The sequence below is a fragment of the Aliiroseovarius sp. xm-d-517 genome (genome assembly GCF_013283135.1).
Lineage (GTDB): Bacteria > Pseudomonadota > Alphaproteobacteria > Rhodobacterales > Rhodobacteraceae > Aliiroseovarius > Aliiroseovarius crassostreae.
The window spans coordinates 235,719-259,429 of the sequence record NZ_WBXT01000001.1 but is presented as its reverse complement, the minus strand read 5'-3'; the positions used below and the strand labels follow the sequence as shown (position 1 = coordinate 259,429).

The window sequence follows — 23,711 nt, the reverse complement described above, 5'->3', positions numbered from 1 at the left end:
CCCCCCATTTGCCCCGCCAGGGCAATCGCATTTGCCCGGTCACATCCTGGCCAGAAGCGCCAGGGAGGGCTGCCCGGTGACCGGCAGGCCCCGTGCCTGTTCAAAGCCGCGGATCGCCGCGAGGGTCTTGGGACCAATCACGCCATCAGGCTCACCCACATCGAAGCCTGCCCGGGCCAGCCCTTTTTGCAGGGCAATCCGGTCCTTCAACCGCATACCATGGATGTCCGGCCCAAACTGGTGGCGCAGCCCCGGCCGCCCGGCAAGCAGATCTGACAGCACCCCCACACCGATGATGTATTTCTGTGCATTGTTGTAACTGCCCAGCACACGGTAATTCGGCCCCTTGTCAAAGCGCGGCCCCGCCTCCCCCGCTGGCATCACGGCACCAGTGGCGCTTTCCCGCCCCCAACCCGCAGCTTTGCGCCAGCCATTGCGCGAAAGATAGGCCGCTGCCGAGGCCAGAGCGTCGGTGGGATCCGCCCCCCAGATATCACGCTGACCATCCCCGTCGAAATCAACCGCAAAGGACAGGTAGCTTGTCGGCATGAACTGCGTATGGCCCATGGCGCCTGCCCAACTGCCCGTCATCTGGCGCGGGGCAATATCCCCGTTGTCGAGAATACGAAGGGCGGCCTGAAACTGCCGCTCAAACAGCCGAGCGCGTCGTCCGTCAAAGGCCAGCGTGCCGAGGGCGGACAGGGTTGGCACGTCCCCTTTGCGGGTGCCATAGCGGCTTTCCAGCCCCCAGATCGCCACAACCACCTCTTTCTCGACGCCATATTGCCGTTCGATCCGCCCCAGCAGCCCGGCATGTTCGCGCAGCTTGGCGCGCCCGGTGCTGACGCGGTTTTCCGAGGTGGCAATGGCCATGTAATCTTCGAACGATCGGGTGAACTCGGTCTGGTTGCGGTCAATCTCGACCACTTCGGGCAGGAAACCGAGTGTGGGGCGGGCCCGGGCAAGGGTGCGGGATGAAATCCCCTTGGCACGGGCGCGGCTAAAAGCGCCCTCCACCCATGCCTCAAACCCCGCATGGCGTTGCGGCTGAAAGCGTTTCGCCTGAGAGGAAGCGCGCGGGCGGGTGCGGCTTTCGGCATTGCTTTGGCACCCTGTCAGAAGTGCCGCTGTCATTGCCCCTGCCACACCCGTTGTAAACTGCCGCCTGTCCATCATACGCACCTATCAAATTACCTGTTCGTTATAAGACCAGTCTAACCGAGCGCCCCCATCAGACAAGCGATCATGTGGCGGGCATGAAAAGAGGCGGCGAGTTGCCCCGCCGCCCCGTCTGTTCTCTCTCCTGCGTGCGCGTCACGCCCCGCCGCAATCAGCTCCCACGCCGATGGTCAGGATGCAGGCTGGCGCCCAGAATGTGATCTGCGTTGTGGATGACCTGGCTGGCATGGCCAACAATCAGCGGATCGGGATGGTTGACGAGGTCGTAATCCTTATCCGGGTAATCCACGGTCGACAGGAAGTGGCGCATACATTCCAGGCGCGCGCGTTTCTTGTCGTTCGACTTGATGATGGTCCAGGGCGCATCCGCGGTGTCGGTGTAGAAGAACATCGCCTCTTTCGCCTCGGTGTAATCGTCCCATTTCGAGAGCGACGCCACATCCACCGGCGACAGTTTCCAGCGCTTGAGCGGATCATCCTTGCGGCTGTCAAAGCGCCGTTTCTGTTCCTCACGGGTGACCGAGAACCAGTATTTGTAAAGGCGAATGCCCGAGCGGGTCAGCATCCGTTCATATTCCGGGGTCTGGCGCATGAATTCCAGGTATTCGTTCGGCGTGCAAAAGCCCATCACCCGCTCCACACCTGCGCGGTTGTACCAGGAACGGTCGTAGAAAACCATTTCACCCGTGGTTGGCAGCTTGGAGATATAGCGCTGATAGAACCACTGACCGCGTTCCTCATCAGTCGGTTTGTTCAGCGCCACCACGCGGGCCTCACGCGGGTTCAGGTGCTCCATGAACCGTTTGATCGTGCCGCCCTTGCCGGCCGCATCACGGCCTTCAAACAGCAGAACAAATTTCTGGCCGGTCTCACCAACCCATTTCTGCACCTTCAGAAGCTCAGCCTGAAGCTTGCTTTTCTGGGCCTCATACTCCTTGCGCCCCATCTTCACGTCATAGGGATATTTCCCGTTTTCAAAAGTCTGACGGATCTGGTCGGCGGTCACATTGGGAAAGCCGGATTTGGAACGGGTTTCCACCGCCGGCGCCTTGGGGTCGGCCGGTTTTGCACTCGCGGCGGAGGCCGCCGGTTTAGCCGTTGTTTTTGCTTGAGTTTTTGCGGTTGCGGTTCCATTTGCACTGGTAGTTTGCGCCATGCAGAGCCCTCCTGACTGTCCCTTTTTGAAATATGTCTGCAGTGTAACAGAACCCCTGGATCTGCGCCTTGATCCGGGTCAAACAATTGCTTTGAATTTGAATAATTTTACACGCCTCGGCTGTGCTTTCTGTCCCCTTTCAACATCATCTGTTAACCTTTGGCTGCTCTAACCGAACCATGCGCCGGACAACAGAAGGCCCAGACAATCGCAGGAGAGACGGCATGATCCCATTTGACCTGCCAAGTTTTGACCAGTTCGCTGCCAGCCTGCTCACGCTGGCCTTGATCCGCGAGCTGCTTCGTCTGCTGCACAGCCCGCCATCACACGATCCCCGGAACCCTTGAACACATTTCGTCAGGTGAAAACACCCCGACCAAGGGCCAGGGTGTTTCAATCTCTCTATGTCATCCGCAGATGTCAGATCGGTTTATCAACCCGGATCGTCGCCCAGACCTTGCCCCGCACCGCCTGCGGCCATTTCAGCTGCACCTGCTTGTTCCCGGTGCCCTGCGCCGTTTTCACCCGCGGCATGTCATAGATCTTGACGTTGGAACTGGTCTGGGTGCCATCCTCAAACACCAGCGACTGGCACAGCCGGGCTTTGCCATCAAAAGGCAGGTATCCGCCACTGTCGAGCGTCCAGGTCGCGGCCTCGGTGTTCTGGCTGAATTCCAGCATCACCGGCGAACAGGTCCGCTGGTTCACCCCGAAGAAGGAATTGTCCTTGAAGGTGAGGTTGCGATAGGACCAGCCGTTCAGTGAGCCATGGGTGGTGACCACACCCTCGACCCGGTCAATCGTGCCCTTGTAGGTGCGGAAACTGTTGCCCACCACATGCATGCCCGACACGTAATGCCCGGTGCCAAACGGCTTGATCAGGATGAATTTGAACCAGGGCGCGGCATCAATGGTCACGAAAATATTGTTGGTGATGGTCATGCCACCAAAGGAATATTCCGCGCCGAAATTCGGATCCGCATCATGTTCATTGTTCAACTCGATCGAGCAGTTGTCGATATAATTGCCGGTGATCACCGTGTTGTTGTTTTCATTGGTCAGCACAAGCCCTGCCGTGCGCGCGCCCTGAACAACCTCATCCCCCTGGAAGATGTGGTTGCCCTGAATAATGTGGTTGCCGCCACTCAGAACCCCGGTGGTGCCCATCCGCGCAAAGCGGTTGTCGCGGATCTTGGCATCATTTGCATTCACATTGAAGGCAATCGACTGACGCACGGTTGCGGCCACGGATTGTTCGTCGGACACGAACTGGCAGCGTTCGATATGCAGGTCCTGACAGGCTTTGCCAATTGAGGTGATGCCGCGGTTTCTGGGCTTGATGAAGAAACAGTCCTGAAAGATCGCATTCTCGCCTTCACGGGCCAGACGCACCGCCGAAGCGTGGCCGTTGCACTGGAATTCCACCTCGGAAATGGTGAAGCGCCGCATCTGGGAAAACCCGGAGAAATCGAGAACATATTTGAAGTTCTTGAAGGTGAAATTCTGGGTGACAGCGCCGCCATAAATCGGCTCGGACAGGGTGGCCGAATTGGCCCCGACATTCACATCCTTCACATAGACCTCGCGGCCCACGCCGTTACCGGTTACCAGCGCGCCGCGCTTGACCGCACCGATATTGCCGATGCCGGTCAGGGTCAGCGGGTTATTTGGATTGTAGGTGGCGGTTGTGGTGGTGCTGTCCACATCCCAGGCGGCGCTGTTATTCACATAGAACTGCCCGTTCTTGAGCACCCGGCGAATGAGCAGCGAGTCGGATTTTTCATAAGCCGCCTGCATGTCGATCGGCGCGCTCACGTCGATCCGGCGGCCACACATATCCAGAACCTCGTGGTCGGTATAGTTGAGCAGCGCCTGGAATGCCTTTTTGAAGCCCAGCATCTCGTCGCCAAACGCGTCGATATAGGTGGGCAGGTCAAAGCTGCGGGTGAGCGAGAGATAGACATCATCTGCCATGCTCAGCGTGCCTTCGAACCGGACATCGGCGTGCAGCGTCATGCTGTTTGCGATCCGAAACGTGCCTTCGGGGATCAGGAGCGTGCGCCCGTTGGCCGCGGCATCCGCGGCAAGGAACGCGTTGCGGTCATCCGTCACGCCATCGCCTGCAGCACCAAAATCGCGCACATCAACCCAATCCATCATGTCGCGCAGATAGGCGCCGGTGACATCCTCGATCACGATGTCATCCACCCGCACCACCGCTCCGTTTGATCCGGTGAATTCCAGCCCGAGATGCCCATAGGCCACATCCGCGCCCCAGATCATATCAACCCCATTGCGCGCGCCCGACCCGATGATGGCGGCCACTTCGACCACCTCACCATAAGCGGTGAGCGGCACCGAGGGGCCGACCTCAACATAACCATTGGCGTGGCTGTTATTGGATTTGAACGGCTTTGCCACCGCCCGCACCGATGGCAGCGGCCCGCTGATTGCCTTGACCTTGGCAGAGATGCGCAGATAGCAGCCCTGTTCATATTGGGTCTGCCCGGTATAGGTCAGCTTGAGGGAGTTGGTATTCTTGAACAGCTCAACGCAGCCATCAAAATCCTGATCAGCAGGCACAAGCGCAGCATTGGAGGCGGTGTCATATGTGGACGAGCCCGGCGCCCCATCCCCGCTGGACCAGACATCCAGACCATCTGCGAAAGGGGGCGGCATAAAGACCACCCCGTCGGTAAGAGCCTTGTTCATCGAATTCCCTTTCAGGTCAAAAATACTGCCTCACCCGAGGGGCCGGTGGTTCCGGACACGGGTGGTCGGACACATGATCCGAAACGCTGAAAGGGGTAACAAAGTGGGTTTAACGCGGGTTAACGGGGGCGAACGTTGCGTCTGTGGCGGCTGGACAGGGGCGCTGCCCCTCGCGCTGCGCGCTCACCCCGAGGTATTTCCGGCAAGAAAAAAGGCAGGGGCGCAAAGCCGCCTGCCTTTCATTTTCTTAAAGCGTTTCGAGATGAACTTGAGACACAAGTTGATTTCGAAACGCCCGCAACATCAGTAGGTTTCGAGCGTTTCGCCTCATTATTGTGTCTCAATAATAAGGCGAAACGCTTTAGGGGCGGATTGGTTTACCCAACCAGCTCTCCGGCCAGCGCGCGGTCAATCAGCGCGGCGGTGTCTTCGACGCCGTAAAGCGCGGCAAAGCCGCCAAAACGCGGACCTTGGGAAGCACCGAGCAGCACCTCGTAAAGGGCCTGGAACCATTCACGCAGATTTTCAAACCCATGCACCTTGCCCACGGCAAAGACGATGGATTGCAGGAACTCATCGGAGGTGAAATCCACTTGCGGAAGCGGGTCATCATTGCCGACGATCTCGTTCTTCTTGGCAATCAGTTCCAAGGCCTTGTCACCATCACGGAACGCCGCGGCCAGATCGGCCATGGCAGCACGCTCCTGATCGGTGGGCAGGCGGAACACCTTTTCCGGTTCGACAAAATCTTCGTAATACTTCACCGCATACCCTGCCGCCGCATCCAGATCCGGATGGGTTTCCGGCGAGGCGTCAGGCGCGTAGCGCTGGATGAAGCCCCAAAGCTGCGCCTTGTCATGGGCCGACGCCACCGATGCCAGGTTAAGCAGCATCGAGAACGGCACCACCATGTTCGACACCGGCACGTCGCCACCGTGAATATGCCAGACCGGATTGTTCAGCTGCGCCTTAAGGTCTTGTTTGTGATAGGCATTCAGCTGCTGATGATACTCATCCATCGCCTTGGGGATCACGTCAAAATGCATCCGCTTGGCCGTTTTCGGCTTGAGATACATGAAATAGGCCAGGCTCTCGGTTGAGGCATAGGTCAGCCATTCGTCGATTGAAATCCCGTTGCCGGAGGTCTTGGAGATCTTCTGGCCATTGGCATCCAGGAACAGCTCATAGGTGAAATGCTCCGGTGCGCGCCAGCCCAGAATGCGGCAGATCTTGTCATAGATCGGCGTATTGGTGCTGTGGTCCTTGCCATACATTTCGAAATCCACATTCAGCGCTGCCCAACGGGCGCCGAAATCCGGCTTCCATTGCAGTTTCACGCGACCGCCCGTGACCGGCAGGGTCCATTCGCGGCCCTCTTCGTCATCAAAGGTGATGGTGTGGGTCTCGGCACAGACCTTTTTCATCGGCACATACAGCACACGGCCCGTCTCCGGGTGGATCGGCAGGAAAATCGAATAGGTCTGACGACGCTCTTCCCGGAGGGATTTCAGCATCACCTCCATCACCTCGTCATATTTCTCAACCGCGCGTTTCAGCACCTCATCGAACTGGCCGCTCTCGTAAAATTCCTTGGCCGAGTAGAACTCGTATTTGAACCCGAACGTATCCAGGAAACGGCGCAGCATCGCGTTGTTGTGATGACCAAAGCTTTCATGCGTGCCAAAGGGATCCGGCACCGAGGTGAGCGGCTTTTGCAGATGCTCCTGCAGGCTGTCGGCATTTGGCACATTGCCCGGCACCTTGCGCATCCCGTCCAGATCGTCGGAAAAACAGATCAGCTTGGTGGGGATGTCCGAAATCACCTCAAACGCGGTCTGGATCATCGTGGTGCGCGCCACCTCGCCAAAGGTGCCGATATGCGGCAGGCCCGACGGGCCATAGCCGGTTTCAAACAGCACAAACCCCTTCTCAGGCGCGCCCTTTGAATAGCGTTTGAGCACCCGGCGCGCTTCTTCAAAGGGCCAGGCTTTCGAAGCCATCGCGGCCTCACGCATTTCAGGGCTGATCTGATCAGTCATCTGCTGTTTCCTTTATATCTCCGGGCGGTTTGCCCTTAGGCTCCACTCCCTATTGATAAGGGCGCGCGGGGTCAATATTCTGCATTGCAACAAAAGGAGCATTCCAAGTGCAAGACATTCCGCATTCCCTGACCGCCCAGGACAGCCTGGTGGCCGTAATGATGGCCGTATCTGCGTCAGATGAAGAGATCACCTCTGCCGAACTTCTGACCATCGAACGCGTGGTCAATCACCTGCCCGTTTTCGCCAGCTATGACCCGGACCGGATGAAAACCGTGTCGCAGACCGTGTTTGACCTGTTTGCGGTTGAAGATGGGCTGGATGCGCTGTTTGGGCTGGTGCGTGACAACCTGCCCGAGCACCTGTGGGAAACCGCCTATGCGCTGGCCTGCGATGTGGCTGCAGCGGACGGTGTGTTGCACGGGCCGGAACTGCGCATTCTGGAAGAGATCCGTTATGAGCTCAATATCGACCGGCTGCATGCCGCCGCGATTGAGCGCGGCGCACGGGCGCGGCATATGGTGCTGTAAGACGGCACGTTTCAGTTAAGGCAAAGCAAAGGGGCCGCGCGGCCCCTTTTTCTTGTCGCGTTTCATGTCGAGCACCCCGCCCGCGGCCCCCACGCGCAGGGGCTCACAACTCCGTGACGTCTCGTCACCTTGAAGGGGCGACCTGCCTGCCCCATATCCGGCGTCAACACAACGCGACACCACTTTCAAAAGTTTAAAGTTTCGGCTTTTCACCCTTTGAAAGTTTAAACTTTGGGGAAAACCATGTTGCAAAAGTTTAAAATTACCAATCGCTGGCCAGCCACGCGCCCGGACGTGATCCAGCTCTATTCGCTGCCCACACCAAACGGGGTGAAGGTCAGTGCGATGCTTGAGGAAACCGGGCTGGACTATGAGCCGCATCTGGTGAATTTCGGAACCGATGATCAGTTCACCCCCGAGTTCCTGTCCCTCAATCCCAACAACAAGATCCCGGCGATCATTGATCCCAACGGGCCAAATGGTGCGCCTCTTGGGCTGTGGGAAAGCGGGGCCATTTTGATTTACCTTGCTGAAAAATCGGGGAAATTCTTGCCGACGGATCCCGCCCAAAAGGCTAAAACGATCCAATGGCTGATGTGGCAGATGGGCGGGCTTGGTCCGATGCTCGGGCAGTTTGGATTTTTTCACGCCTATGCGGGCAAAGAGATTGACGACAAACGGCCGCGGGATCGCTATCTGAACGAGGGCAAGCGGTTGCTGGCGGTTCTGGAGGGGCGACTTGATGGGCGCGATCATGTCATGGGCGATGAGTACACAATTGCCGACATCGCGATCTGGCCGTGGATCCGCGCCATCATGACCGGGTACAACGCCGCAGAGGAAATGGAATTATCCAAACTTTCCAATACCATGCGCTGGTTTGAGAAGGTATCTTCGCGCCCCGCTTCCAAGGCCGCGGTGAACATCCCCGCGCGCCCATAATCCCGTCAGGTTCCGTAAAGAGCCGCCCAACGGTTGATCAACTGATGCTGGAGCCAGCGGGCGCGCGCGCTCCAGCTTTTCGCCCCTGCAGGCCGCTCGCGGTCGGCGCGTTTCACCGCACGCCTTTTGCCCATGTCGGCTGAAAAAATCGCAAAGGCAAGCGTCGTGCCATCCGCTGTGGTGACATAACCTGACAGGGCCGAAACAAAGTTCAGCGTGCCGGTTTTGGCACGGATGGCATGTCCGGCTCCCGCCAGTTTCTTACCATCCTTTCCACGCGGCGTGATCTCTTTCATCAACCCGTGCAGCGCCCCGTCCGGCCCCAGCTTCACAAGCATCGACACCATGTCCCTTGCGGGCAGGCGCGAGGCATCGGACAGGCCACTATGATCAGCAAAACTCACTGATTTTGCACCCAAATTCTCTCTTGCCCAATCTCCCATCATCTTGCCGGATGCGGCAAGGGTGCCGGGCTTTCCACCGCGCTGTTTCGAGGCTGAAAGCCCGACAACCTCCGCCGTCAGATTGGTGGAATATTTCAGCATCTTGCGCGACACAGTCGCCAGATCTGCGCTGCGATGTTCAGCCAGAACCGTCCCCCCCGGCAAGGAGCGCAGCTCCCCCGGCTTTGGCAGGGCAATCCCATGCGCGCGCGCCAAAACCTGAAACACATCCGCCGCATAAAGGCCCGGCCTGCGCACGGGCAACCAGCGAGACCCCCCTTTGCCCAGCGCGCCACGCGCCACGGTCCAGTTGTCGATCCCGGCAGACGCTTTGTAGGTGTAGACCGGCAGATCCCGGTTCACCACCTGCATCCGCGCCGTGCTGACCGCGGGACGCACGCGATCCGACCGCGCATCCATCGCCACGGAATAACTTTCCCCGGTGCGTTTCCATTCGAAATGCACCCGGTTGTAATTCAGGTTCAGCCCCGACACAGACGGGTTATAGCCCAGGTGATCCGGCTGGTCCGGGTCGATCGAGCGCTGATACGGCAAGGCGTTTTCATAAAAGAGAAACTTCCCGTCCACACGGGTTATTCCCTTTTTCTTCAGCGCCTTGACCAGATTTTCCAGCGCATTTGTGTCAAGGGAAGGATCCGCCCCCCCCACCAGGACAAGGTCTCCCTTCAACCTGCTGCCGGACACGGGACCCGTGGCCAGAACGCGGGTGGAAAACCGATGCCCCTGCCCCAGATGTGCCAGCCCGTAAGCCGTGGTCACCGCTTTCGCCACCGAGGCCGGCGGCAGGCCCAGATCGGCATTGCGCGCCTCAAGCACCAGCCCACTGCGGGCATCCGCCACGACAAACCCCACCTTCCCCGAAAGCTTCGCCTGCTCCAGAAGGGCTTCAAGACCGGGAATCGCAGCTTTAGCCGCCCCGCCCGGACGCAGCTTTGGCACAGGGCTTATGGCTGGGGCCTCAGCGATCGCGGTCGAAGAAAGGGCGGCCGTGACAATCCCGCCGCCAAGCCCGGCCAGAAGACCACGCCGTGTGATTGGTGTTTTCATAAGGGCTTCGTACTATGCAGTTTCTTTGACGAGTAAACCCCGTCACGAAGATCATTTCAACCGTTGAGCGCACCGGAGTCTGCACCGGGGGCTTTAACGGGTAAACATGGACAAAACGCGCCGCTACCAATGCCCTTTTGCACGGATCTGCGACGAAGAAATATCCCGCATCGGCGCGTTGATCAGCGTCCAGGCCGGGGCTTTGCTGCTTGCCAATCGCTGTGCATCACGCCCGCGCAGCCGCGCATCCCGATAGATGAGCGCAGCGACAGACATGCGCGCCTGCACCCGGTCGCCGGGCCGGGCGATCACGCCCACCGGCACATGGTCCATGATCCAGCGCCAATTGTCCCAGCGATGAAACCCGGCCAGATTGTCCGCCCCCATCAACCAGACAAAGCGCACCTGCGGATAGAGCCGTTGCAAGGCGGCAAGAGTTTCTGCGGTATAACGTGTGCCCGTGCGCCGTTCGAGATCGGTCACCTCAACACGCGGATGCGCCATCACCTCCCGCGCATGTCTCAACCGGTCATCCAGTGGTGCGGGGCCATGTTTTTTCAGGGGGTTGCCGGGGGAGATCAGCCACCACACCCGATCCAAGCCAAACCGCTTCAGCGCCTCTCGGGTAATGTGCACATGGCCTTCATGGGCAGGATCAAAAGACCCCCCCAACAGCCCGATCACCTGACCGGGCGCAGCATATGGAAGTGCGTGACGCATAGGGGTAGGACTTAGCGGATAGTTTTTTGAATTTGGAGTGGAAAATTCCTCATCTGCTCAATCACATTTCATGTAATTGTGCAAAACCTCAGACCAGGCCTGCGCGGGATCGAAATCTTTGGCCAAACCGCTTTCATTGCCGCCAGTAAACGCTTCAATCCCGTGTTGAACCATATATGACGCAGAATGTGTGGGCACAGGCATGGATTGAAGCGATGCGCAGAATTTTGCACCCGTCGCCCCCTGCCCCGTATAGGCGGTGAGTACCGGGGCCATATGTTCCTCCCATCCTTCGGGATCTTGCTGAACCACACCCATCATCAACACAGGAATCGCCTGATGCGCTGTCTTGTCCAAAACCCGATGCGTGTCAAAAACCCCACGCGCATACATCAGCAACGTCAGTTCAGCCGCCGCCACATAATTCTTCTTTTGGAAGCAATCCCAAACACCCGGCTGCAAATCCGCGGGGGAAAGATCAGGCCCTGCCTGTGCAAGCGGGATACAGCCAACAGGCGATGTTGCCTTTAGATTTCCCGGCGCTTCCAAATTTGTAACTTGCGCCAGAGCGGCCTTTCCAAAAACCAAAGCACACAAGACAACGGGGATGATGTTTTTCATAGGACGCCCTCAATACTCAAACTCAATTGCCCTTTCCTCGCACATTCGCTAGACCAGCGCAAACCGCGACTTTCAACGGAGCATACCCATGGCCGCTTATCAATATGTCTACCACATGGACGGCGTTTCCAAGACCTATCCGGGTGGCAAGAAATGCTTTGAAAACATCCGCCTGAGCTTTCTGCCCGGCGTGAAGATCGGTGTGGTCGGCGTCAACGGCACCGGTAAATCGACCCTGATGCGCATCATGGCCGGGATCGATAAGGATTTCACCGGCGAGGCCTGGGCCGCCGAAGGGGCCAAGGTCGGCTATCTGCCGCAGGAACCGGAGCTGGACCCGTCACTTGATGTGCGCGGAAACGTGATGCTGGGCGTGAAGGCCAAGAAGGACATTCTGGATCGCTACAACGAACTGGCAATGAACTATTCGGACGAAACCGCCGAAGAGATGGCCCAACTGCAAGATGAGATCGACGCGCAGAACCTGTGGGATCTGGACGCGCAGATCGACGTTTCGATGGAGGCCCTGCGCTGCCCGCCGGATGATGCGGATGTCTCCACGCTTTCGGGCGGTGAGAAACGCCGCGTGGCCCTGTGCAAGCTGCTCCTGCAAGCGCCCGACATGCTGCTGCTCGACGAACCCACCAACCACTTGGACGCCGAAACCATCGCCTGGCTGCAACAGCACCTGATCGATTACAAAGGCACCATCCTGATCGTCACCCACGACCGGTATTTCCTGGATGACATCACCGGCTGGATCCTTGAACTCGACCGTGGTCGCGGCATTCCGTATGAGGGCAACTACTCGGCCTGGCTGGAGCAAAAAGCCAAGCGGCTGGAGCAGGAAGCGCGGGAAGACAAGGCCAAGCAAAAGACGCTGGAACGCGAATTGGAGTGGATGCGTCAGGGCCAGAAAGCCCGTCAGGCCAAGTCGAAAGCGCGGATTGCCGCTTATAATGAAATGGCCAATCAGTCCGAGCGCGACAAGGTCGGCCGCGCCCAGATCGTCATCCCGAACGGGCCGCGCCTTGGTGGCAAGGTGATCGAAGTCACCGGGTTGAAGAAACATATGGGCGACAAGCAGCTGATTGAAAACCTTGACTTTTCCCTGCCGCCCGGCGGGATTGTCGGCGTGATCGGCCCGAACGGCGCGGGTAAATCGACGCTCTTCAAAATGCTGACCGGTCAGGAACAACCTGACGAGGGCACGGTTGAACTGGGCGACACGGTGAAACTCAGCTATGTCGATCAGTCGCGCGATGACCTGAACGATGGTGACACCGTGTGGGAAGCGATTTCCGGCGGTGCTGAGATCATTGAACTGGGCGACGCACAGGTGAACTCGCGCGCCTATTGTTCCAGCTTCAACTTCAAGGGCGGCGATCAGCAGAAGAAACTGAACCTGCTGTCGGGCGGTGAGCGCAACCGGGTGCATATGGCGCGGCTTCTGAAAGAGGGCGGCAATGTGCTGCTGCTTGACGAACCGACCAACGACTTGGACGTCGAGACGCTCCGCGCGCTGGAAGACGCGCTGGTGGATTTCGCCGGCTGCGCCGTGGTCATCTCCCACGACCGTTTCTTCCTCGACCGGATCTGCACCCACATTCTGGCGTTCGAAGGCGACGCCCATGTGGAGTGGTTCGAAGGCAACTTCGAGGATTACGAAGAGGACAAGAAACGCCGGTTGGGCCCGGATGCTCTGGAACCCAAACGGTTGAAGCATAAGAAATTTACGAGGTAGAGCCATGCTGGAAGGAATTCTCCAAGATTTTGTCAAAGTCACTGTGTGCTCCAATGAGCCGCTCTTCGATACAAATTTTCCCTTTGAGGAAAACAAAGAGAAACATCGCGAAGTAGCTTCTCAATTTGGCAATCTCACCCCTGAAGAACGCAGTAGTACAAGCTTCGGAGAATTCCTTTCTAGGAACGGGGTGGAAGACCCCAAAGCAGCCCATTTAATTCCGGCGAAAAATTACTCGTTGGTTCAAAGCGAGGCCCGAAAACGCGTTGAAGACGGAGTGTTACTCAATGCTATGCCAATCGACACTATGGATTTTGAACGATCTCTCGTTGAAATTGCCGAGAGCATTGAAAACACGAGACTTATCCGAGAAATGTATCGCCTCCGCAAGCGCACATGCGGCCAAGGCGCTAAAGATGGTATATCAGAAGATGAGGCCGCCAAATTACGGCACTGTTTGATTCAAGGGCGTGAGCTTTATTCAGCAGGCCTCTCTGGTAGTCTTTTGGTAAAGCCACTGAACTTTTTCTATGCACTAACTGCATATGCCTATGGGGTAATAGTTCTTAATAATCCGATGCGTTTTCATAAGGGAATGTTACCCGGAAGTCACGCAATGAATTATCTCCCCAACGACTTTCATGTACAATTTGGTGGCGATGAACCTAGAGGTACATTTTCCGATCTATTCACAGCTTTTCCAACTCAACACATTATCGGATCTGACCACGAATTTATTGGGGACTATACAAACTCCATTGTCGAGTTTTATGAGAAAAAGCACACTGTATCTGTTGGCACTCTGCTCAGCATGATGCCCGAAATGGCCGAATTCTACAGGCTCTCCACAGGTCGACCCTCACGCGCGCACCCCCTTGAAATATCGCAAACGAGTAGTCGCAAGGGCGTAAAATGGAATTTCAAAATCGGAAATGGAGAAAGAAAGCCTGACTCTGCATCAATTCACCAAGCATTTGACAGTTACCCTGTCAGCGAAAGCTATGGGCGAGTGAACGTTGAAGTTTCCGTAGAAGAAGTGCACACCATCAAAGCAACCATATACACTGACCTGCGGGGGAACCTCTGGTTCATCGAAAATCCATTTGGCTCCATTCAATTACCTGAAATTTGCCTGCATTTTCTAACCCTGTTTTGCTACTCGAATATCATGCGCTACCGTCCTGATGAGTGGGGAGCCTTGGTTAACAACGAGGCATCCTCTGATGTTTCCTTGCTCACCCGGCATTATTTCTCCGTTCTCGAGAAAAAGTTTTATGCATTGGTTTTGAGGTCTCTGTCGCCATATTACCCCTACGCGATTGATTAACCTTACACCGCCACCTTATTCCCCTCTTCATCCAGATGCACAAAGACAAACACGCCTTCGGTGACGCGGGTTTTGGAGCGGCCACGGTCGCGTTCGGACCAGGCCTCTAAGTGGATGGCGAGCGAGGTGGTGCCGATGCGGCCGACGCGGCCGTAGATGCACAGCACGTCGCCCACTTTGACCGGAGAGATGAACTTCATCGCGTCAATGGCCACGGTGGCCACGCGCCCCCCTGCCCGTTCAGCGGCCAACACACCGCCCGCGATGTCCATCTGAGAGAGCACCCATCCGCCGAAAATGTCGCCCGCGATATTGGTGTCCTTCGGCATCGCAAGCGTGCGCAGGATGATGTTGCCGTCTGGTGTATCGCTCATAGGTCCGCTCCTCTTTGCCCCCGTCTGTGCCCTCGTCTATGCCCCAAGGGTAAGCGAAACGGCGCGGCCCGCAAGCAGGCCGCAGCGTCACATGTTTTTGGGCGCGCAATTTGCCCGAAAACCGGCGCGCACTGTTCCGATTGCGCCTGGGCAAAATCCGGTCAGTGGACCTCAGCCACCTCACGCAGTTCGGTCAGAAGATCCAGCAGGGTTTCCATCTTTTCTTCGCCAAACCGCCCCTCGAGGTTTTCGTAAAGCACGGCGGATTTGGCAGACATCTCTGCGTATTTCTGTTCACCAGCGGGGGCAATCTTGACCCGGCGACGACGGCCATCGCTGTCATCCACCCGCTCGATATAGCCCCGTTCCGTGAGGTTTTTCAGGATCCGGCTCAGGCTGGGCGGCATCAGCACACAGCGTTCCGCCAGTTCGGTGGCGCAGCAGGGTTTGCCCTCAGCCAGCACGCGGATCACGCGCCACTGCTGCACCGTCAGCCCGATCTGGTCAAGCTCGTGGCGGAAAGGTTTCAGCGTGGCCTCGCGGGCGTGCAAAAGTGCAATGGGCAGGGCGCGATCAAGACTTTTCATCAATTGGTCCTCTCTCGGAGGGCCCCTGGGATGGGGGGCCATCCCGTTCGGGTCATCCGGGTTTCGATCCCCTGGACGGGAAGGCTGAAGCTGACGGGCGCATCGCCCGGCTGTGGGGTCAGCGCGGTTTTCACCGCTGCGTAAGAGCAATCGACGACACCTTCGCGCATAGCATCGTCCCGGCCCGGTCCCTGTCTCAGTCTTCTGTTCAGGACGTGACAAAGTTCTGCGTGTTCGGTGATGGGCCGCCCCTTGGCGCCGATACCCGTGCACCGAACACCACCCGACAGGTGCTTTCCGGGAACAGGCAGGGCGTCACACAGTCGTTTTGCCAAGGCACCGTGATTGGCAACCTTGCCCAGCTTAGGGCTGTTTTCAAACGTCAAATGCGACATGCACCCTCCTAAACAACACAGGTTTGTGCGGCTGCGCCTCGCTCCCCCGTATTGCCCAATACAGAACACCCCACCGAGGTGAGGCCGTTTGAATTTACGCGTTAAGAATTCTTCCGCCTTGCCTTAGATCAAGTCCGGCGCAGGTGCTTTGCAAAAAAATGGCTGAAAAACCGGAGGTCGATCACGTTTTTTTTCGGGGGGAGCACGGGGCGGGTATTACAGGATCCAACTGAAACCACGATGGAACAGGGGGGATGGCGGTGTGGCCTCGCATGCCTCACCGCCTCCGAAAACATCTACGACCGCGTAAGATCAGCCTGCGCCCCGCACACAGGTCCAGACTGTCCGGGTCGAAACACCCTCTTGCTTTACAAACCCTGCCCCGGTCAGGATTTTCTTGCATTCCTGCATCCCCTCCACACCATAGACCTTGGGGTGAAACTCCACCACAACAGCGCGGAAGCGAGACAGGTCCGCGCCACGCAGCAAGTCAAGCTCGCCCCCTTCGATATCCATCACCAGCACATTTGCGCCAATCTCGGACGCGGTGGTGTCAAAATCACGGGTGGGTACGTCAACACGGCGGCGCTTTTCGTTGTCTTCCCCCACCAAGGACGATCCAAGAAAGCTGTTGTGAAGGTAAAACGGGATCGTGTCGGGGCGGTCATCTCCGGTCAGGAGCACCTGGTTGTGAACGGAGACCCGATCTTCGATCCCATTCAGAACATACAGATCGTTGATCGTGTCGATCAGTTCGGGGTTCGCTTCATAGGCATGCACCGCAGCCGGGGCGCAATTCGTTGCAATGACCCCGCCAACCACACCAAGACCAATCCCGATTTCCAGCACGGTATCGCCCTGCTGCACCACGGCAAGAGAGCCTTTGATCTCTTCCCCTTCATAGCGCCCCTTGTTGATCCGCTCGATCCGCTTTTCGTGCAGAAACCGCGACATAGGCACTTTGGTTCCAAAACACTCTGCGGCCACATCTTTCGAATTGCCGACCTCAACCGATGTCTCTGACATACTTGCACCCCTTTACGGTTCACTGATTTGGTCGCAACCCTAATGCGTTTCGGGATCGACTTGAAACACAAGTTTGTTCCGAAATGCCCACAACATTAAAATCTCTTGCCGCATTTCGACTTGTCCCGACCTCAGCGTGACGTCGCAACGCTCAAGAGGGCTTTGCCTGCGGACGGGTGAAGACATCGCACTTTGACCGTCCCATTCATGCGTGATCCGTTGACCACGCAGGGCACGGAAGTGGGGCACGATGCCCTCCACGGTTTGACATCCGCCCGAAAGCCACCCAAACACGTTGCAGGTAACTTCGGAGACGTCATGCGCATCGCCATCCTGAGCCCCCATTCTGATGAAAGCGATTTCGCGTTTGACCTTTCTGGTGACGGTGAGAAATGGCTGAAGCTTCTCGCCAAAAAGCGCCCGGATTGGGTCTTTTCCTCTTTTACCGTCGATCAGGGGCAGTTCCCAAAGGATATGGACAGATTTGATGCCTGGATCATTGGCGGCCGCGACTGCTCGGTCTTTGAGGATGCGGCCTGGCTTCGGCAATTATTTGATTACATTCGTCTTCTTGCAAGCCAGCGACGCCCAGTTCTGGGCGTGGGATTTGGCCATCAGGCCATCGCAACCGCTCTGGGCGGTGCGGTGTCCCCCAATCCAAATGGATGGGTGCTCGGGTCAACCGAAACTGTGATCACCGCGCCCCCGCCCTGGATGCCGGCGGCACGTATCTGGCTTTATGCCTCGCATCACGACCAGGTGACGCAGCTCCCGGAAGGGGCGACAACCACCATGTCCCATCAAGACTGCCCCATCGCCGGCTATGTCATCGGCGACCACATCTTCACCACGCAGCTTCACCCCGAAATGAGCGACAAGGTCTTTGCTGCATGGATCACGGATCTTGACGCGACCAGCCCCTCAGAGGCGAGCAAACGAGCGAAAGCCTCCTTGCTCCGTGGTGATGATAACTGGGTGTTCAGCAACTGGATCATCAGGTTTTTTGAACGGGATTTCGACCCCAACCAGAGGTGACTGGCAAAAGGGGCTGGCCTGACCACCTGTTTGCTATCCATTTTGCAGAAGGGTCATCCCTTCCCTCGCGTCTTCATGCATTAGGAACCACAATCTGGACCTAATCAAACAAACTTTTGGCCCTATGTTTTTACCCCCATTTTGGGCTGATAATTTGATCAAGAATCAGACAAACTCGCCAGGCGGCAGGCCCCCTTAAGCCTCTTCCCGGCACAGCCCCAGGAGGTCCCGTCATGGATGGTGGAATGAACGACAATGACATCAGCAAAGTGGTTGCAGCCGACAAGGCACATGTCTGGCATCACCTGACGCAACACAAACCGTTTGAGACCAGCGATCCGCGCATCATCATTGAAGGCAAGGGCATGTCGGTCTGGGATCAGAACGGCAAGGAATATCTGGATGCCGTCTCGGGGGGGGTCTGGACCGTGAATGTCGGCTATGGCCGCACCGAAATCGCCGATGTGATCCGCGATCAGCTGGTCAAGCTGCCCTATTTTGCGGGCTCCGCCGGGTCCATTCCGGGGGCGATGTATTCCGAACGCCTGATTTCCAAAATGCCGGGTATGAGCCGCGTCTATTACACCAACTCGGGATCCGAGGCGAACGAGAAAGCGTTCAAGCTGGTGCGCCAGATCGCCCATAAACGTTATGGCGGCAAGAAAACCAAGATCCTCTACCGCGACCGCGACTACCACGGGTCCACACTGGCGACCATGTCCGCAGGCGGTCAGGATGAGCGCAACGCGCAATACGGCCCCTTCGCGCCTGATTTCATCCGTGTGCCGCATTGCATGGAATATCGCGCACAGTGGGATCTGTCGGGTGAGGAATATGGCAAACGCGCCGCTGACGCGATTGAAGAGGTCATTCTGGCCGAGGGCGCCGACACCGTGGGTGCGCTCTGCCTTGAACCGGTCACCGCAGGCGGTGGCGTGATCACCCCGCCCCCGGGCTATTGGGACCGCGTGCAGGAAATCTGCAAGAAATACAACATCCTGCTGCATATTGACGAAGTGGTCTGTGGCGTCGGACGCACGGGCACATGGTTTGGCTACCAGCAATATGGCATCAAGCCGGATATCGTGACCATGGCCAAAGGGGTTGCCTCGGGCTATGCCGCAATTGCCTGCTGCGTGACCACCGAAGAGGTGTTCGACCTGTTCAAGGACGACATGTCTGACCCGCTGAACTACTTCCGCGACATCTCCACCTTCGGGGGCTGCACCGCGGGTCCGGCGGCGGCCCTGAAAAACATGGAAATCATCGAAAACGAAAATCTCTTGGAAAACTGCACCAATATGGGCGAGCGCATGCTGGGCAACCTTCAAGCCCTGATGGAGAAGCACAAGGTGATCGGTGATGTGCGGGGCAAGGGCCTGTTCCTTGGCGCTGAACTGGTGTCGGATCGCAGCAGTAAAGAGCCGGTCGCCGAAAAAGATGTCGGCGCGGTTGTGGCGGAATGCGGGGCGCAGGGCGTGATCATCGGCGCCACCAACCGGTCAATTCCGGGGCTGAACAACACCCTTTGCTTTAGCCCGGCATTGATTGCCACCGCAGATGACATTGACCGGATCACTGATACGGTTGACCGCGCACTGGGCAAAATCTTCGGATAAGTCCAGTCAAATTGGACGGGTGAAATCAGACAAAGGCGGACCTTGCAGAGAGGTCCGCCTTTTTTGATGCTCAGGCAGCATCACATCTGAAAGGATCCCAAAAATGTGGCCCACTCCCGTCACCCTATCCGACACGGACGTCACTCTTGCACCGCTTTCCCATGACCATCTGACAGGTTTGCAAGAGGCCGTGGTTGATGGCGACATCCACCGGCTCTGGTACACTTCCGTCCCTGCCCCGGACAGGATGGAGGCTGAGATCACACGCCGCCTGGCGCTGCAGGATGCGGGGGCAATGCTGCCATTTTCGGTTCTCACACCAGATGGCAAGCCAGTTGGAATGACCACCTACATGAATATTGACGCCGCCAACCGACGTGTCGAAATCGGCTCGACCTGGTATTGCAAATCAGTGCAACGCGGGCCGGTGAACACGCAGGCCAAACGCCTGTTGCTCACCCATGCCTTTCAAAATCTGGACTGTATTGCCGTCGAGTTTCGAACCCATTTCATGAACAGACAAAGTCGGGCGGCCATCGAAAGACTGGGCGCAAAATGCGACGGGATTCTGCGCAGCCACATGCTCGGCCCAGAGGGGACATTGCGCGACACAGTTGTGTATTCCATCATCGCATCCGAATGGCCTACCGTTCGACAAAACCTGACCTGGGCGCTGGAAAAAAGTCGAAAACAGGCACCTTAAGCACGGCTTTAACAACAAGTCCAGATTGCTTCACGGTTAAGTCCAGTATATGATGAATTCATGTCTGTTCCCGTCGAAACATTTTTTCTGGACCCTGACGCCCAAGGCACATTGCAGGCGCAGATCCAGCAGATGATTGCCGAGGCAATTCTGTCCGGCCGTCTGCCACGTGGTGAAAAACTTCCGTCAACCCGCGCCCTTGCCAAGCATTTGGGGGTCAGCAGAATCACGGTGACCCTGTCCTACACTGAACTTCAGGCTTCGGATTACCTTTCCTCAAAAGGAAGAAGTGGGTTCTATATATCTGAAAATGCTCCAGAACCTCCGTCCTTCCAACCACGACACCGAACCGAGGACAAGGTGGACTGGAACCGGGCCATCGGGCATTCCTTCAGCGAAGTCAGCACCCCGCAAAAGCCGCAGAACTGGAGACAGAACCGATACCCCTTCACCTACGGCCAGTCTGACGAAACCCTGTTTGACCACAATTCCTGGCGTCTTTGTGCCTTGAAGGCGCTTGGGCAGAAAGACCATGATTCCATGGTTCGGGATTATTATGACCAAGATGATCCAGAGCTTGTTGAATTCATTGCAAGACATATCCTTCCCCGCCGCGGTATCTTGGCCCGTCCTGAAGAAATTCTGATCACGCTGGGGGCACAGAACGCCCTTTGGCTTTCTGCACAGATCCTGTTGACGCAGCGCCGGACAGCAGCGATCGAAGATCCGTGTTATTACTCTCTGCGCGACATTCTTATGCAAAGTCGCTGCCACCTGGAGCCCATCGCCGTCGATGCCGATGGATTGCCACCTGAGGCGCTTCCAGATGGGACGGACGTGATTTTTGCCACCCCCAGCCATCAAAGCCCAACAACTGCGACCATGCCACTGGAACGCCGGAAACGCCTGTTGGATCGCGCGCGTGAGCTGGATGCGCTGGTTGTTGAGGATGATTACGACTTCGAGATGTCGTTCTTACAGCCCCCTTCCCCCGCCCTCAAATCGCTGGATAAGGAAGGGCGCGTGATCTATGTTGGCAGCTTCTCCAAATCCCTTTTTCCCGGCCTGCGACTTGGCTATATGGTCGGGTCAGAACCGTTCATCCGCGAGGCCCGCGCCCTGCGCTCAACCGTTTTGCGCCACCCCCCCGGTCTGATCCAGCGCAGCGTCGCATATTTCCTCTCTCTCGGTCACTACGACGCCCTGATCCGGCGCATTGGCAAAGCCTACGAATCGCGCCGAAATGTCATGGAGCAAGCCATCTCGGAACATGGCCTAACCGCCTCTGGCAGTGGTGTTTTTGGTGGATCCGCCTTTTGGATGAAAGCCCCTGTGTCCGTGGATACAACCGAGCTGGCTGAACAGTTGAAAGCGCAATCGGTGTTGATTGAACCCGGGAAGCCCTTTTTCGCAGGCAGCGGCCGACCGAAAAACTTCTATCGCCTCGCCTATAGTTCAATTCCGACCGACCGCATCCCGAAAGGGATTTCGCTGATTGCTCAGGAAATCGACAAACTGGGCTAACTGGTTATATTTCAGATTTCCAACTGGCCCTATTTGCACCTGTTTTCACGACCTATCATCAAGTCAGAAAACAGGCGCATTTGCCACCGCTTGCGAGAAGAGGAAATCCATCCATGAAAATGACCACAGAAGAAGCATTTGTAAAAGTCCTGCAAATGCACGGGATTGAGAATGTGTTCGGGATCATTGGCTCTGCCATGATGCCGATCTCAGACATTTTCGGCGAGGCCGGCATCACCTTCTGGGACTGTGCCCATGAAGGATCAGGCGGTTTCATGGCAGATGGCTATACCCGCGCCACCGGGAAAATGTCGATGATGGTGGCGCAGAACGGCCCCGGCATCACCAACTTCGTGACCGCGGTGAAAACCGCCTATTGGAACCACACACCGCTGCTTCTGGTAACACCACAGGCGGCCAACAAAACCATGGGCCAGGGCGGTTTTCAGGAAATGGAGCAGATGCGCGCCTTTGCTGATTGCGTCTGTTATCAGGAGGAGGTCCGTGACCCATCGCGTATGGCCGAAGTTCTGAACCGGGTGATTATGCAGGCCAAGCGCAACTCGGCCCCCGCACAGATCAACGTGCCGCGCGACTATTTCACCCAGGTGATTGATATCGACCTGCCAGCCATTGTGGATTTCGAACTGCCGCAAGGGGGCGCTGAGGCGCTGGATCAGGCTGCTGCGCTGTTGTCAGAGGCCAAGTTCCCCGTCATTCTGAACGGCGCTGGTGTGGTCATCGGCGGAGCGATCGAAGCGTCCAAAGCCTTGGCGGAACGTCTGTCGGCCCCGGTCTGCTGTGGCTATCAGCACAACGACGCCTTCCCCGGCAGCCACCCCCTGCATGCGGGCCCCCTTGGGTATAACGGGTCAAAAGCCGCGATGGAGCTGATTTCGAAAGCCGATGTGGTGTTGGCGCTCGGAACCCGCCTGAACCCGTTCTCAACCCTGCCCGGTTATGGGATCGACTACTGGCCGGCACAGGCCAAGATCATTCAGGTCGACATCAACCCGGATCGAATTGGCCTGACCAAACCCGTCAATGTCGGGATCGTCGGGGATGCCAAACAAGTCGCCAACACCATTCTTGCAAAGCTTTCGGAGACCGCAGGGGATGCTGGACGCGACGAGCGCCTGAACCTGATTGCCACGACCAAATCGGCCTGGGCACAGGAACTGAGCTCAATGGATCATGAACAGGACGATCCGGGCACCACCTGGAACGAGCGCGCCCGTGCAGCCAAACCGGATTGGCTCTCGCCGCGCAAAGCCTGGCGGGCAATCCAACAGGCGCTGCCGAAAGAGGCCATCATCTCGTCCGACATCGGCAACAACTGCGCCATCGGCAACGCCTATCCTTCGTTCGAAGCGGGTCGCAAATACCTTGCACCGGGGCTGTTTGGTCCCTGTGGCTATGGTCTGCCCTCGGTGGTTGGCGCCAAGATCGGTTGCCCGGACGTGCCGGTCGTGGGCTTCTCTGGTGATGGCGCATTTGGTATTGCCGTGACCGAATTGACGGCCATCGGCCGCGAGGAATGGCCTGCAGTCACGCAAATTGTCTTCCGCAACTACCAGTGGGGCGCAGAAAAGCGCAACTCGACCCTGTGGTTTGACGACAATTTTGTCGGCACTGAGCTGGACACCCAGGTGTCTTACGCCGGGATCGCCCAGGCGTGTGGCCTGAAAGGTGTGGTTGCACGCACTCAGGACGAGTTGACCGCGGCACTGGATCAGGCCATCAAGGATCAGAAAAACGGCATCACCACCCTGATTGAGGCCATGATCAATCAGGAACTTGGCGAACCGTTCCGACGCGATGCCATGAAAAATCCGGTCAAGGTCGCGGGTATTTCCAAGGATGATATGCGCCCACAGCAGGCAAAGTAGTCTCCTCTGGGGCTGCGCTGCAATGGCGACGTGGCCCCTTTTATGACTGAAGAGAGCGCCCCTCCTCCTATCGGCGCT

The 23,711-nt window shown here is 57.4% G+C and carries 21 protein-coding genes; 10 read left to right on the top strand and 11 right to left on the bottom strand.

What is annotated here, in order from left to right:
• Positions 1 to 39 precede the first annotated feature (39 nt).
• Together XMD517_RS01180 and ppk2 are read right to left on the bottom strand one after the other, a co-directional pair.
• Positions 40 to 1,134: a lytic murein transglycosylase gene (locus tag XMD517_RS01180; protein ID WP_254449827.1), complete on the bottom strand. Its 1,095-nt coding sequence runs from the start codon at positions 1,132 to 1,134 to the stop codon at positions 40 to 42.
• 196 nt (positions 1,135 to 1,330) lie between these two features.
• A complete protein-coding gene (gene ppk2 / locus XMD517_RS01175) occupies positions 1,331 to 2,335 on the bottom strand; it encodes a polyphosphate kinase 2 (protein ID WP_173488282.1) in 1,005 nt (334 codons plus the stop codon).
• A 224-nt stretch (positions 2,336 to 2,559) separates the two neighbouring features.
• Here ppk2 and XMD517_RS15770 point away from each other — a divergent pair, with 224 nt between their 5' ends.
• Positions 2,560 to 2,682, top strand: a complete 123-nt coding sequence (locus XMD517_RS15770) for a hypothetical protein (protein ID WP_256415732.1) — start codon at positions 2,560 to 2,562, stop codon at positions 2,680 to 2,682.
• 73 nt (positions 2,683 to 2,755) lie between these two features.
• On the opposite strand, the gene XMD517_RS01170 is transcribed toward XMD517_RS15770, so the two are convergent.
• A complete protein-coding gene (locus XMD517_RS01170; RefSeq protein ID WP_173487660.1) occupies positions 2,756 to 5,047 on the bottom strand; it encodes a glycosyl hydrolase family 28-related protein in 2,292 nt (763 codons plus the stop codon).
• Positions 5,048 to 5,424: 377 nt separating this feature from the next.
• Positions 5,425 to 7,086: a lysine--tRNA ligase gene (locus tag XMD517_RS01165; RefSeq protein ID WP_173487659.1), complete on the bottom strand. Its 1,662-nt coding sequence runs from the start codon at positions 7,084 to 7,086 to the stop codon at positions 5,425 to 5,427.
• Positions 7,087 to 7,193: 107 nt separating this feature from the next.
• Between XMD517_RS01165 and XMD517_RS01160 the strand changes: the two genes are divergently transcribed.
• A complete protein-coding gene (locus XMD517_RS01160; protein WP_074963668.1) occupies positions 7,194 to 7,616 on the top strand; it encodes a tellurite resistance TerB family protein in 423 nt (140 codons plus the stop codon).
• A 243-nt stretch (positions 7,617 to 7,859) separates the two neighbouring features.
• The gene (locus XMD517_RS01155; protein WP_173487658.1) at positions 7,860 to 8,558 is read left to right on the top strand and encodes a glutathione binding-like protein; all 699 of its coding nucleotides are present in this window, start codon (positions 7,860 to 7,862) and stop codon (positions 8,556 to 8,558) included.
• Positions 8,559 to 8,563: 5 nt separating this feature from the next.
• On the opposite strand, the gene dacB is transcribed toward XMD517_RS01155, so the two are convergent.
• From dacB to XMD517_RS01140, 3 genes are all read right to left on the bottom strand, one after another.
• Positions 8,564 to 10,069: a D-alanyl-D-alanine carboxypeptidase/D-alanyl-D-alanine-endopeptidase gene (gene dacB / locus XMD517_RS01150; protein ID WP_173487657.1), complete on the bottom strand. Its 1,506-nt coding sequence runs from the start codon at positions 10,067 to 10,069 to the stop codon at positions 8,564 to 8,566.
• A gap of 123 nt (positions 10,070 to 10,192) precedes the next feature.
• Complete coding sequence (locus XMD517_RS01145; RefSeq protein WP_173487656.1) at positions 10,193 to 10,789, bottom strand: nicotinate-nucleotide adenylyltransferase; 597 nt, start codon at positions 10,787 to 10,789, stop codon at positions 10,193 to 10,195.
• 57 nt (positions 10,790 to 10,846) lie between these two features.
• Entirely contained in the window at positions 10,847 to 11,410 is a 564-nt protein-coding gene (locus XMD517_RS01140) for a hypothetical protein (RefSeq protein WP_173487655.1), read from the bottom strand.
• Between the two features lie 88 nt (positions 11,411 to 11,498).
• On the opposite strand from XMD517_RS01140, the gene ettA reads away from it, so the two are divergent.
• Positions 11,499 to 13,154 carry an energy-dependent translational throttle protein EttA gene (gene ettA, locus XMD517_RS01135; protein ID WP_173487654.1) on the top strand — a complete coding sequence of 552 codons (1,656 nt, stop codon included), beginning with the start codon at positions 11,499 to 11,501 and terminating at the stop codon, positions 13,152 to 13,154.
• A 4-nt stretch (positions 13,155 to 13,158) separates the two neighbouring features.
• Positions 13,159 to 14,481 carry a YaaC family protein gene (locus XMD517_RS01130; RefSeq protein ID WP_173487653.1) on the top strand — a complete coding sequence of 441 codons (1,323 nt, stop codon included), beginning with the start codon at positions 13,159 to 13,161 and terminating at the stop codon, positions 14,479 to 14,481.
• A gap of 2 nt (positions 14,482 to 14,483) precedes the next feature.
• Here XMD517_RS01130 and XMD517_RS01125 read toward each other — a convergent pair whose 3' ends face one another.
• The 4 genes from XMD517_RS01125 to XMD517_RS01110 all read right to left on the bottom strand — a co-directional run bounded on the left by XMD517_RS01125 (position 14,484) and on the right by XMD517_RS01110 (position 16,863).
• Positions 14,484 to 14,855, bottom strand: coding sequence for an acyl-CoA thioesterase (locus XMD517_RS01125; RefSeq protein WP_173487652.1), 372 nt, complete (start codon positions 14,853 to 14,855; stop codon positions 14,484 to 14,486).
• 161 nt (positions 14,856 to 15,016) lie between these two features.
• Complete coding sequence (gene hpaR, locus XMD517_RS01120) at positions 15,017 to 15,442, bottom strand: homoprotocatechuate degradation operon regulator HpaR (protein ID WP_055189313.1); 426 nt, start codon at positions 15,440 to 15,442, stop codon at positions 15,017 to 15,019.
• On the bottom strand, positions 15,442 to 15,837 hold the full coding sequence (locus XMD517_RS01115; RefSeq protein WP_173487650.1) for a hypothetical protein: 396 nt from the start codon (positions 15,835 to 15,837) through the stop codon (positions 15,442 to 15,444). Before XMD517_RS01115 ends, hpaR begins: the two co-directional genes overlap by 1 nt.
• Before the next feature lie 312 nt (positions 15,838 to 16,149).
• Complete coding sequence (locus tag XMD517_RS01110; protein ID WP_173487649.1) at positions 16,150 to 16,863, bottom strand: FkbM family methyltransferase; 714 nt, start codon at positions 16,861 to 16,863, stop codon at positions 16,150 to 16,152.
• Between the two features lie 318 nt (positions 16,864 to 17,181).
• Here XMD517_RS01110 and XMD517_RS01105 point away from each other — a divergent pair, with 318 nt between their 5' ends.
• The 5 genes from XMD517_RS01105 to xsc all read left to right on the top strand — a co-directional run bounded on the left by XMD517_RS01105 (position 17,182) and on the right by xsc (position 23,633).
• Positions 17,182 to 17,898, top strand: a complete 717-nt coding sequence (locus XMD517_RS01105) for a type 1 glutamine amidotransferase (protein WP_173488283.1) — start codon at positions 17,182 to 17,184, stop codon at positions 17,896 to 17,898.
• Between the two features lie 233 nt (positions 17,899 to 18,131).
• Positions 18,132 to 19,517 (top strand): aspartate aminotransferase family protein, encoded by a 1,386-nt coding sequence (locus XMD517_RS01100; protein ID WP_173487647.1) that lies wholly within the window; start codon positions 18,132 to 18,134, stop codon positions 19,515 to 19,517.
• A 103-nt stretch (positions 19,518 to 19,620) separates the two neighbouring features.
• A complete protein-coding gene (locus XMD517_RS01095) occupies positions 19,621 to 20,220 on the top strand; it encodes a GNAT family N-acetyltransferase (protein WP_173487646.1) in 600 nt (199 codons plus the stop codon).
• A gap of 60 nt (positions 20,221 to 20,280) precedes the next feature.
• Positions 20,281 to 21,744 (top strand): PLP-dependent aminotransferase family protein, encoded by a 1,464-nt coding sequence (locus tag XMD517_RS01090; RefSeq protein ID WP_173487645.1) that lies wholly within the window; start codon positions 20,281 to 20,283, stop codon positions 21,742 to 21,744.
• A 113-nt stretch (positions 21,745 to 21,857) separates the two neighbouring features.
• Positions 21,858 to 23,633 carry a sulfoacetaldehyde acetyltransferase gene (xsc, locus tag XMD517_RS01085; protein ID WP_173487644.1) on the top strand — a complete coding sequence of 592 codons (1,776 nt, stop codon included), beginning with the start codon at positions 21,858 to 21,860 and terminating at the stop codon, positions 23,631 to 23,633.
• Positions 23,634 to 23,711 lie beyond the last annotated feature (78 nt).

What these genes read in the sequence shown, in the direction of transcription:
- XMD517_RS01180 (WP_254449827.1), bottom strand. Translation starts at nt 1,134, where the DNA reads ATGACAGCGGCACTTCTGACAGGGTGCCAAAGCAATGCCGAAAGCCGC.
- ppk2 (WP_173488282.1), bottom strand. Translation starts at nt 2,335, where the DNA reads ATGGCGCAAACTACCAGTGCAAATGGAACCGCAACCGCAAAAACTCAA.
- XMD517_RS15770 (WP_256415732.1), top strand. Translation starts at nt 2,560, where the DNA reads ATGATCCCATTTGACCTGCCAAGTTTTGACCAGTTCGCTGCCAGCCTG.
- XMD517_RS01170 (WP_173487660.1), bottom strand. Translation starts at nt 5,047, where the DNA reads ATGAACAAGGCTCTTACCGACGGGGTGGTCTTTATGCCGCCCCCTTTC.
- XMD517_RS01165 (WP_173487659.1), bottom strand. Translation starts at nt 7,086, where the DNA reads ATGACTGATCAGATCAGCCCTGAAATGCGTGAGGCCGCGATGGCTTCG.
- XMD517_RS01155 (WP_173487658.1), top strand. Translation starts at nt 7,860, where the DNA reads ATGTTGCAAAAGTTTAAAATTACCAATCGCTGGCCAGCCACGCGCCCG.
- dacB (WP_173487657.1), bottom strand. Translation starts at nt 10,069, where the DNA reads ATGAAAACACCAATCACACGGCGTGGTCTTCTGGCCGGGCTTGGCGGC.
- XMD517_RS01145 (WP_173487656.1), bottom strand. Translation starts at nt 10,789, where the DNA reads ATGCGTCACGCACTTCCATATGCTGCGCCCGGTCAGGTGATCGGGCTG.
- XMD517_RS01140 (WP_173487655.1), bottom strand. Translation starts at nt 11,410, where the DNA reads ATGAAAAACATCATCCCCGTTGTCTTGTGTGCTTTGGTTTTTGGAAAG.
- ettA (WP_173487654.1), top strand. Translation starts at nt 11,499, where the DNA reads ATGGCCGCTTATCAATATGTCTACCACATGGACGGCGTTTCCAAGACC.
- XMD517_RS01130 (WP_173487653.1), top strand. Translation starts at nt 13,159, where the DNA reads ATGCTGGAAGGAATTCTCCAAGATTTTGTCAAAGTCACTGTGTGCTCC.
- XMD517_RS01125 (WP_173487652.1), bottom strand. Translation starts at nt 14,855, where the DNA reads ATGAGCGATACACCAGACGGCAACATCATCCTGCGCACGCTTGCGATG.
- hpaR (WP_055189313.1), bottom strand. Translation starts at nt 15,442, where the DNA reads ATGAAAAGTCTTGATCGCGCCCTGCCCATTGCACTTTTGCACGCCCGC.
- XMD517_RS01115 (WP_173487650.1), bottom strand. Translation starts at nt 15,837, where the DNA reads ATGTCGCATTTGACGTTTGAAAACAGCCCTAAGCTGGGCAAGGTTGCC.
- XMD517_RS01110 (WP_173487649.1), bottom strand. Translation starts at nt 16,863, where the DNA reads ATGTCAGAGACATCGGTTGAGGTCGGCAATTCGAAAGATGTGGCCGCA.
- XMD517_RS01105 (WP_173488283.1), top strand. Translation starts at nt 17,182, where the DNA reads ATGCGCATCGCCATCCTGAGCCCCCATTCTGATGAAAGCGATTTCGCG.
- XMD517_RS01100 (WP_173487647.1), top strand. Translation starts at nt 18,132, where the DNA reads ATGGATGGTGGAATGAACGACAATGACATCAGCAAAGTGGTTGCAGCC.
- XMD517_RS01095 (WP_173487646.1), top strand. Translation starts at nt 19,621, where the DNA reads ATGTGGCCCACTCCCGTCACCCTATCCGACACGGACGTCACTCTTGCA.
- XMD517_RS01090 (WP_173487645.1), top strand. Translation starts at nt 20,281, where the DNA reads ATGTCTGTTCCCGTCGAAACATTTTTTCTGGACCCTGACGCCCAAGGC.
- xsc (WP_173487644.1), top strand. Translation starts at nt 21,858, where the DNA reads ATGAAAATGACCACAGAAGAAGCATTTGTAAAAGTCCTGCAAATGCAC.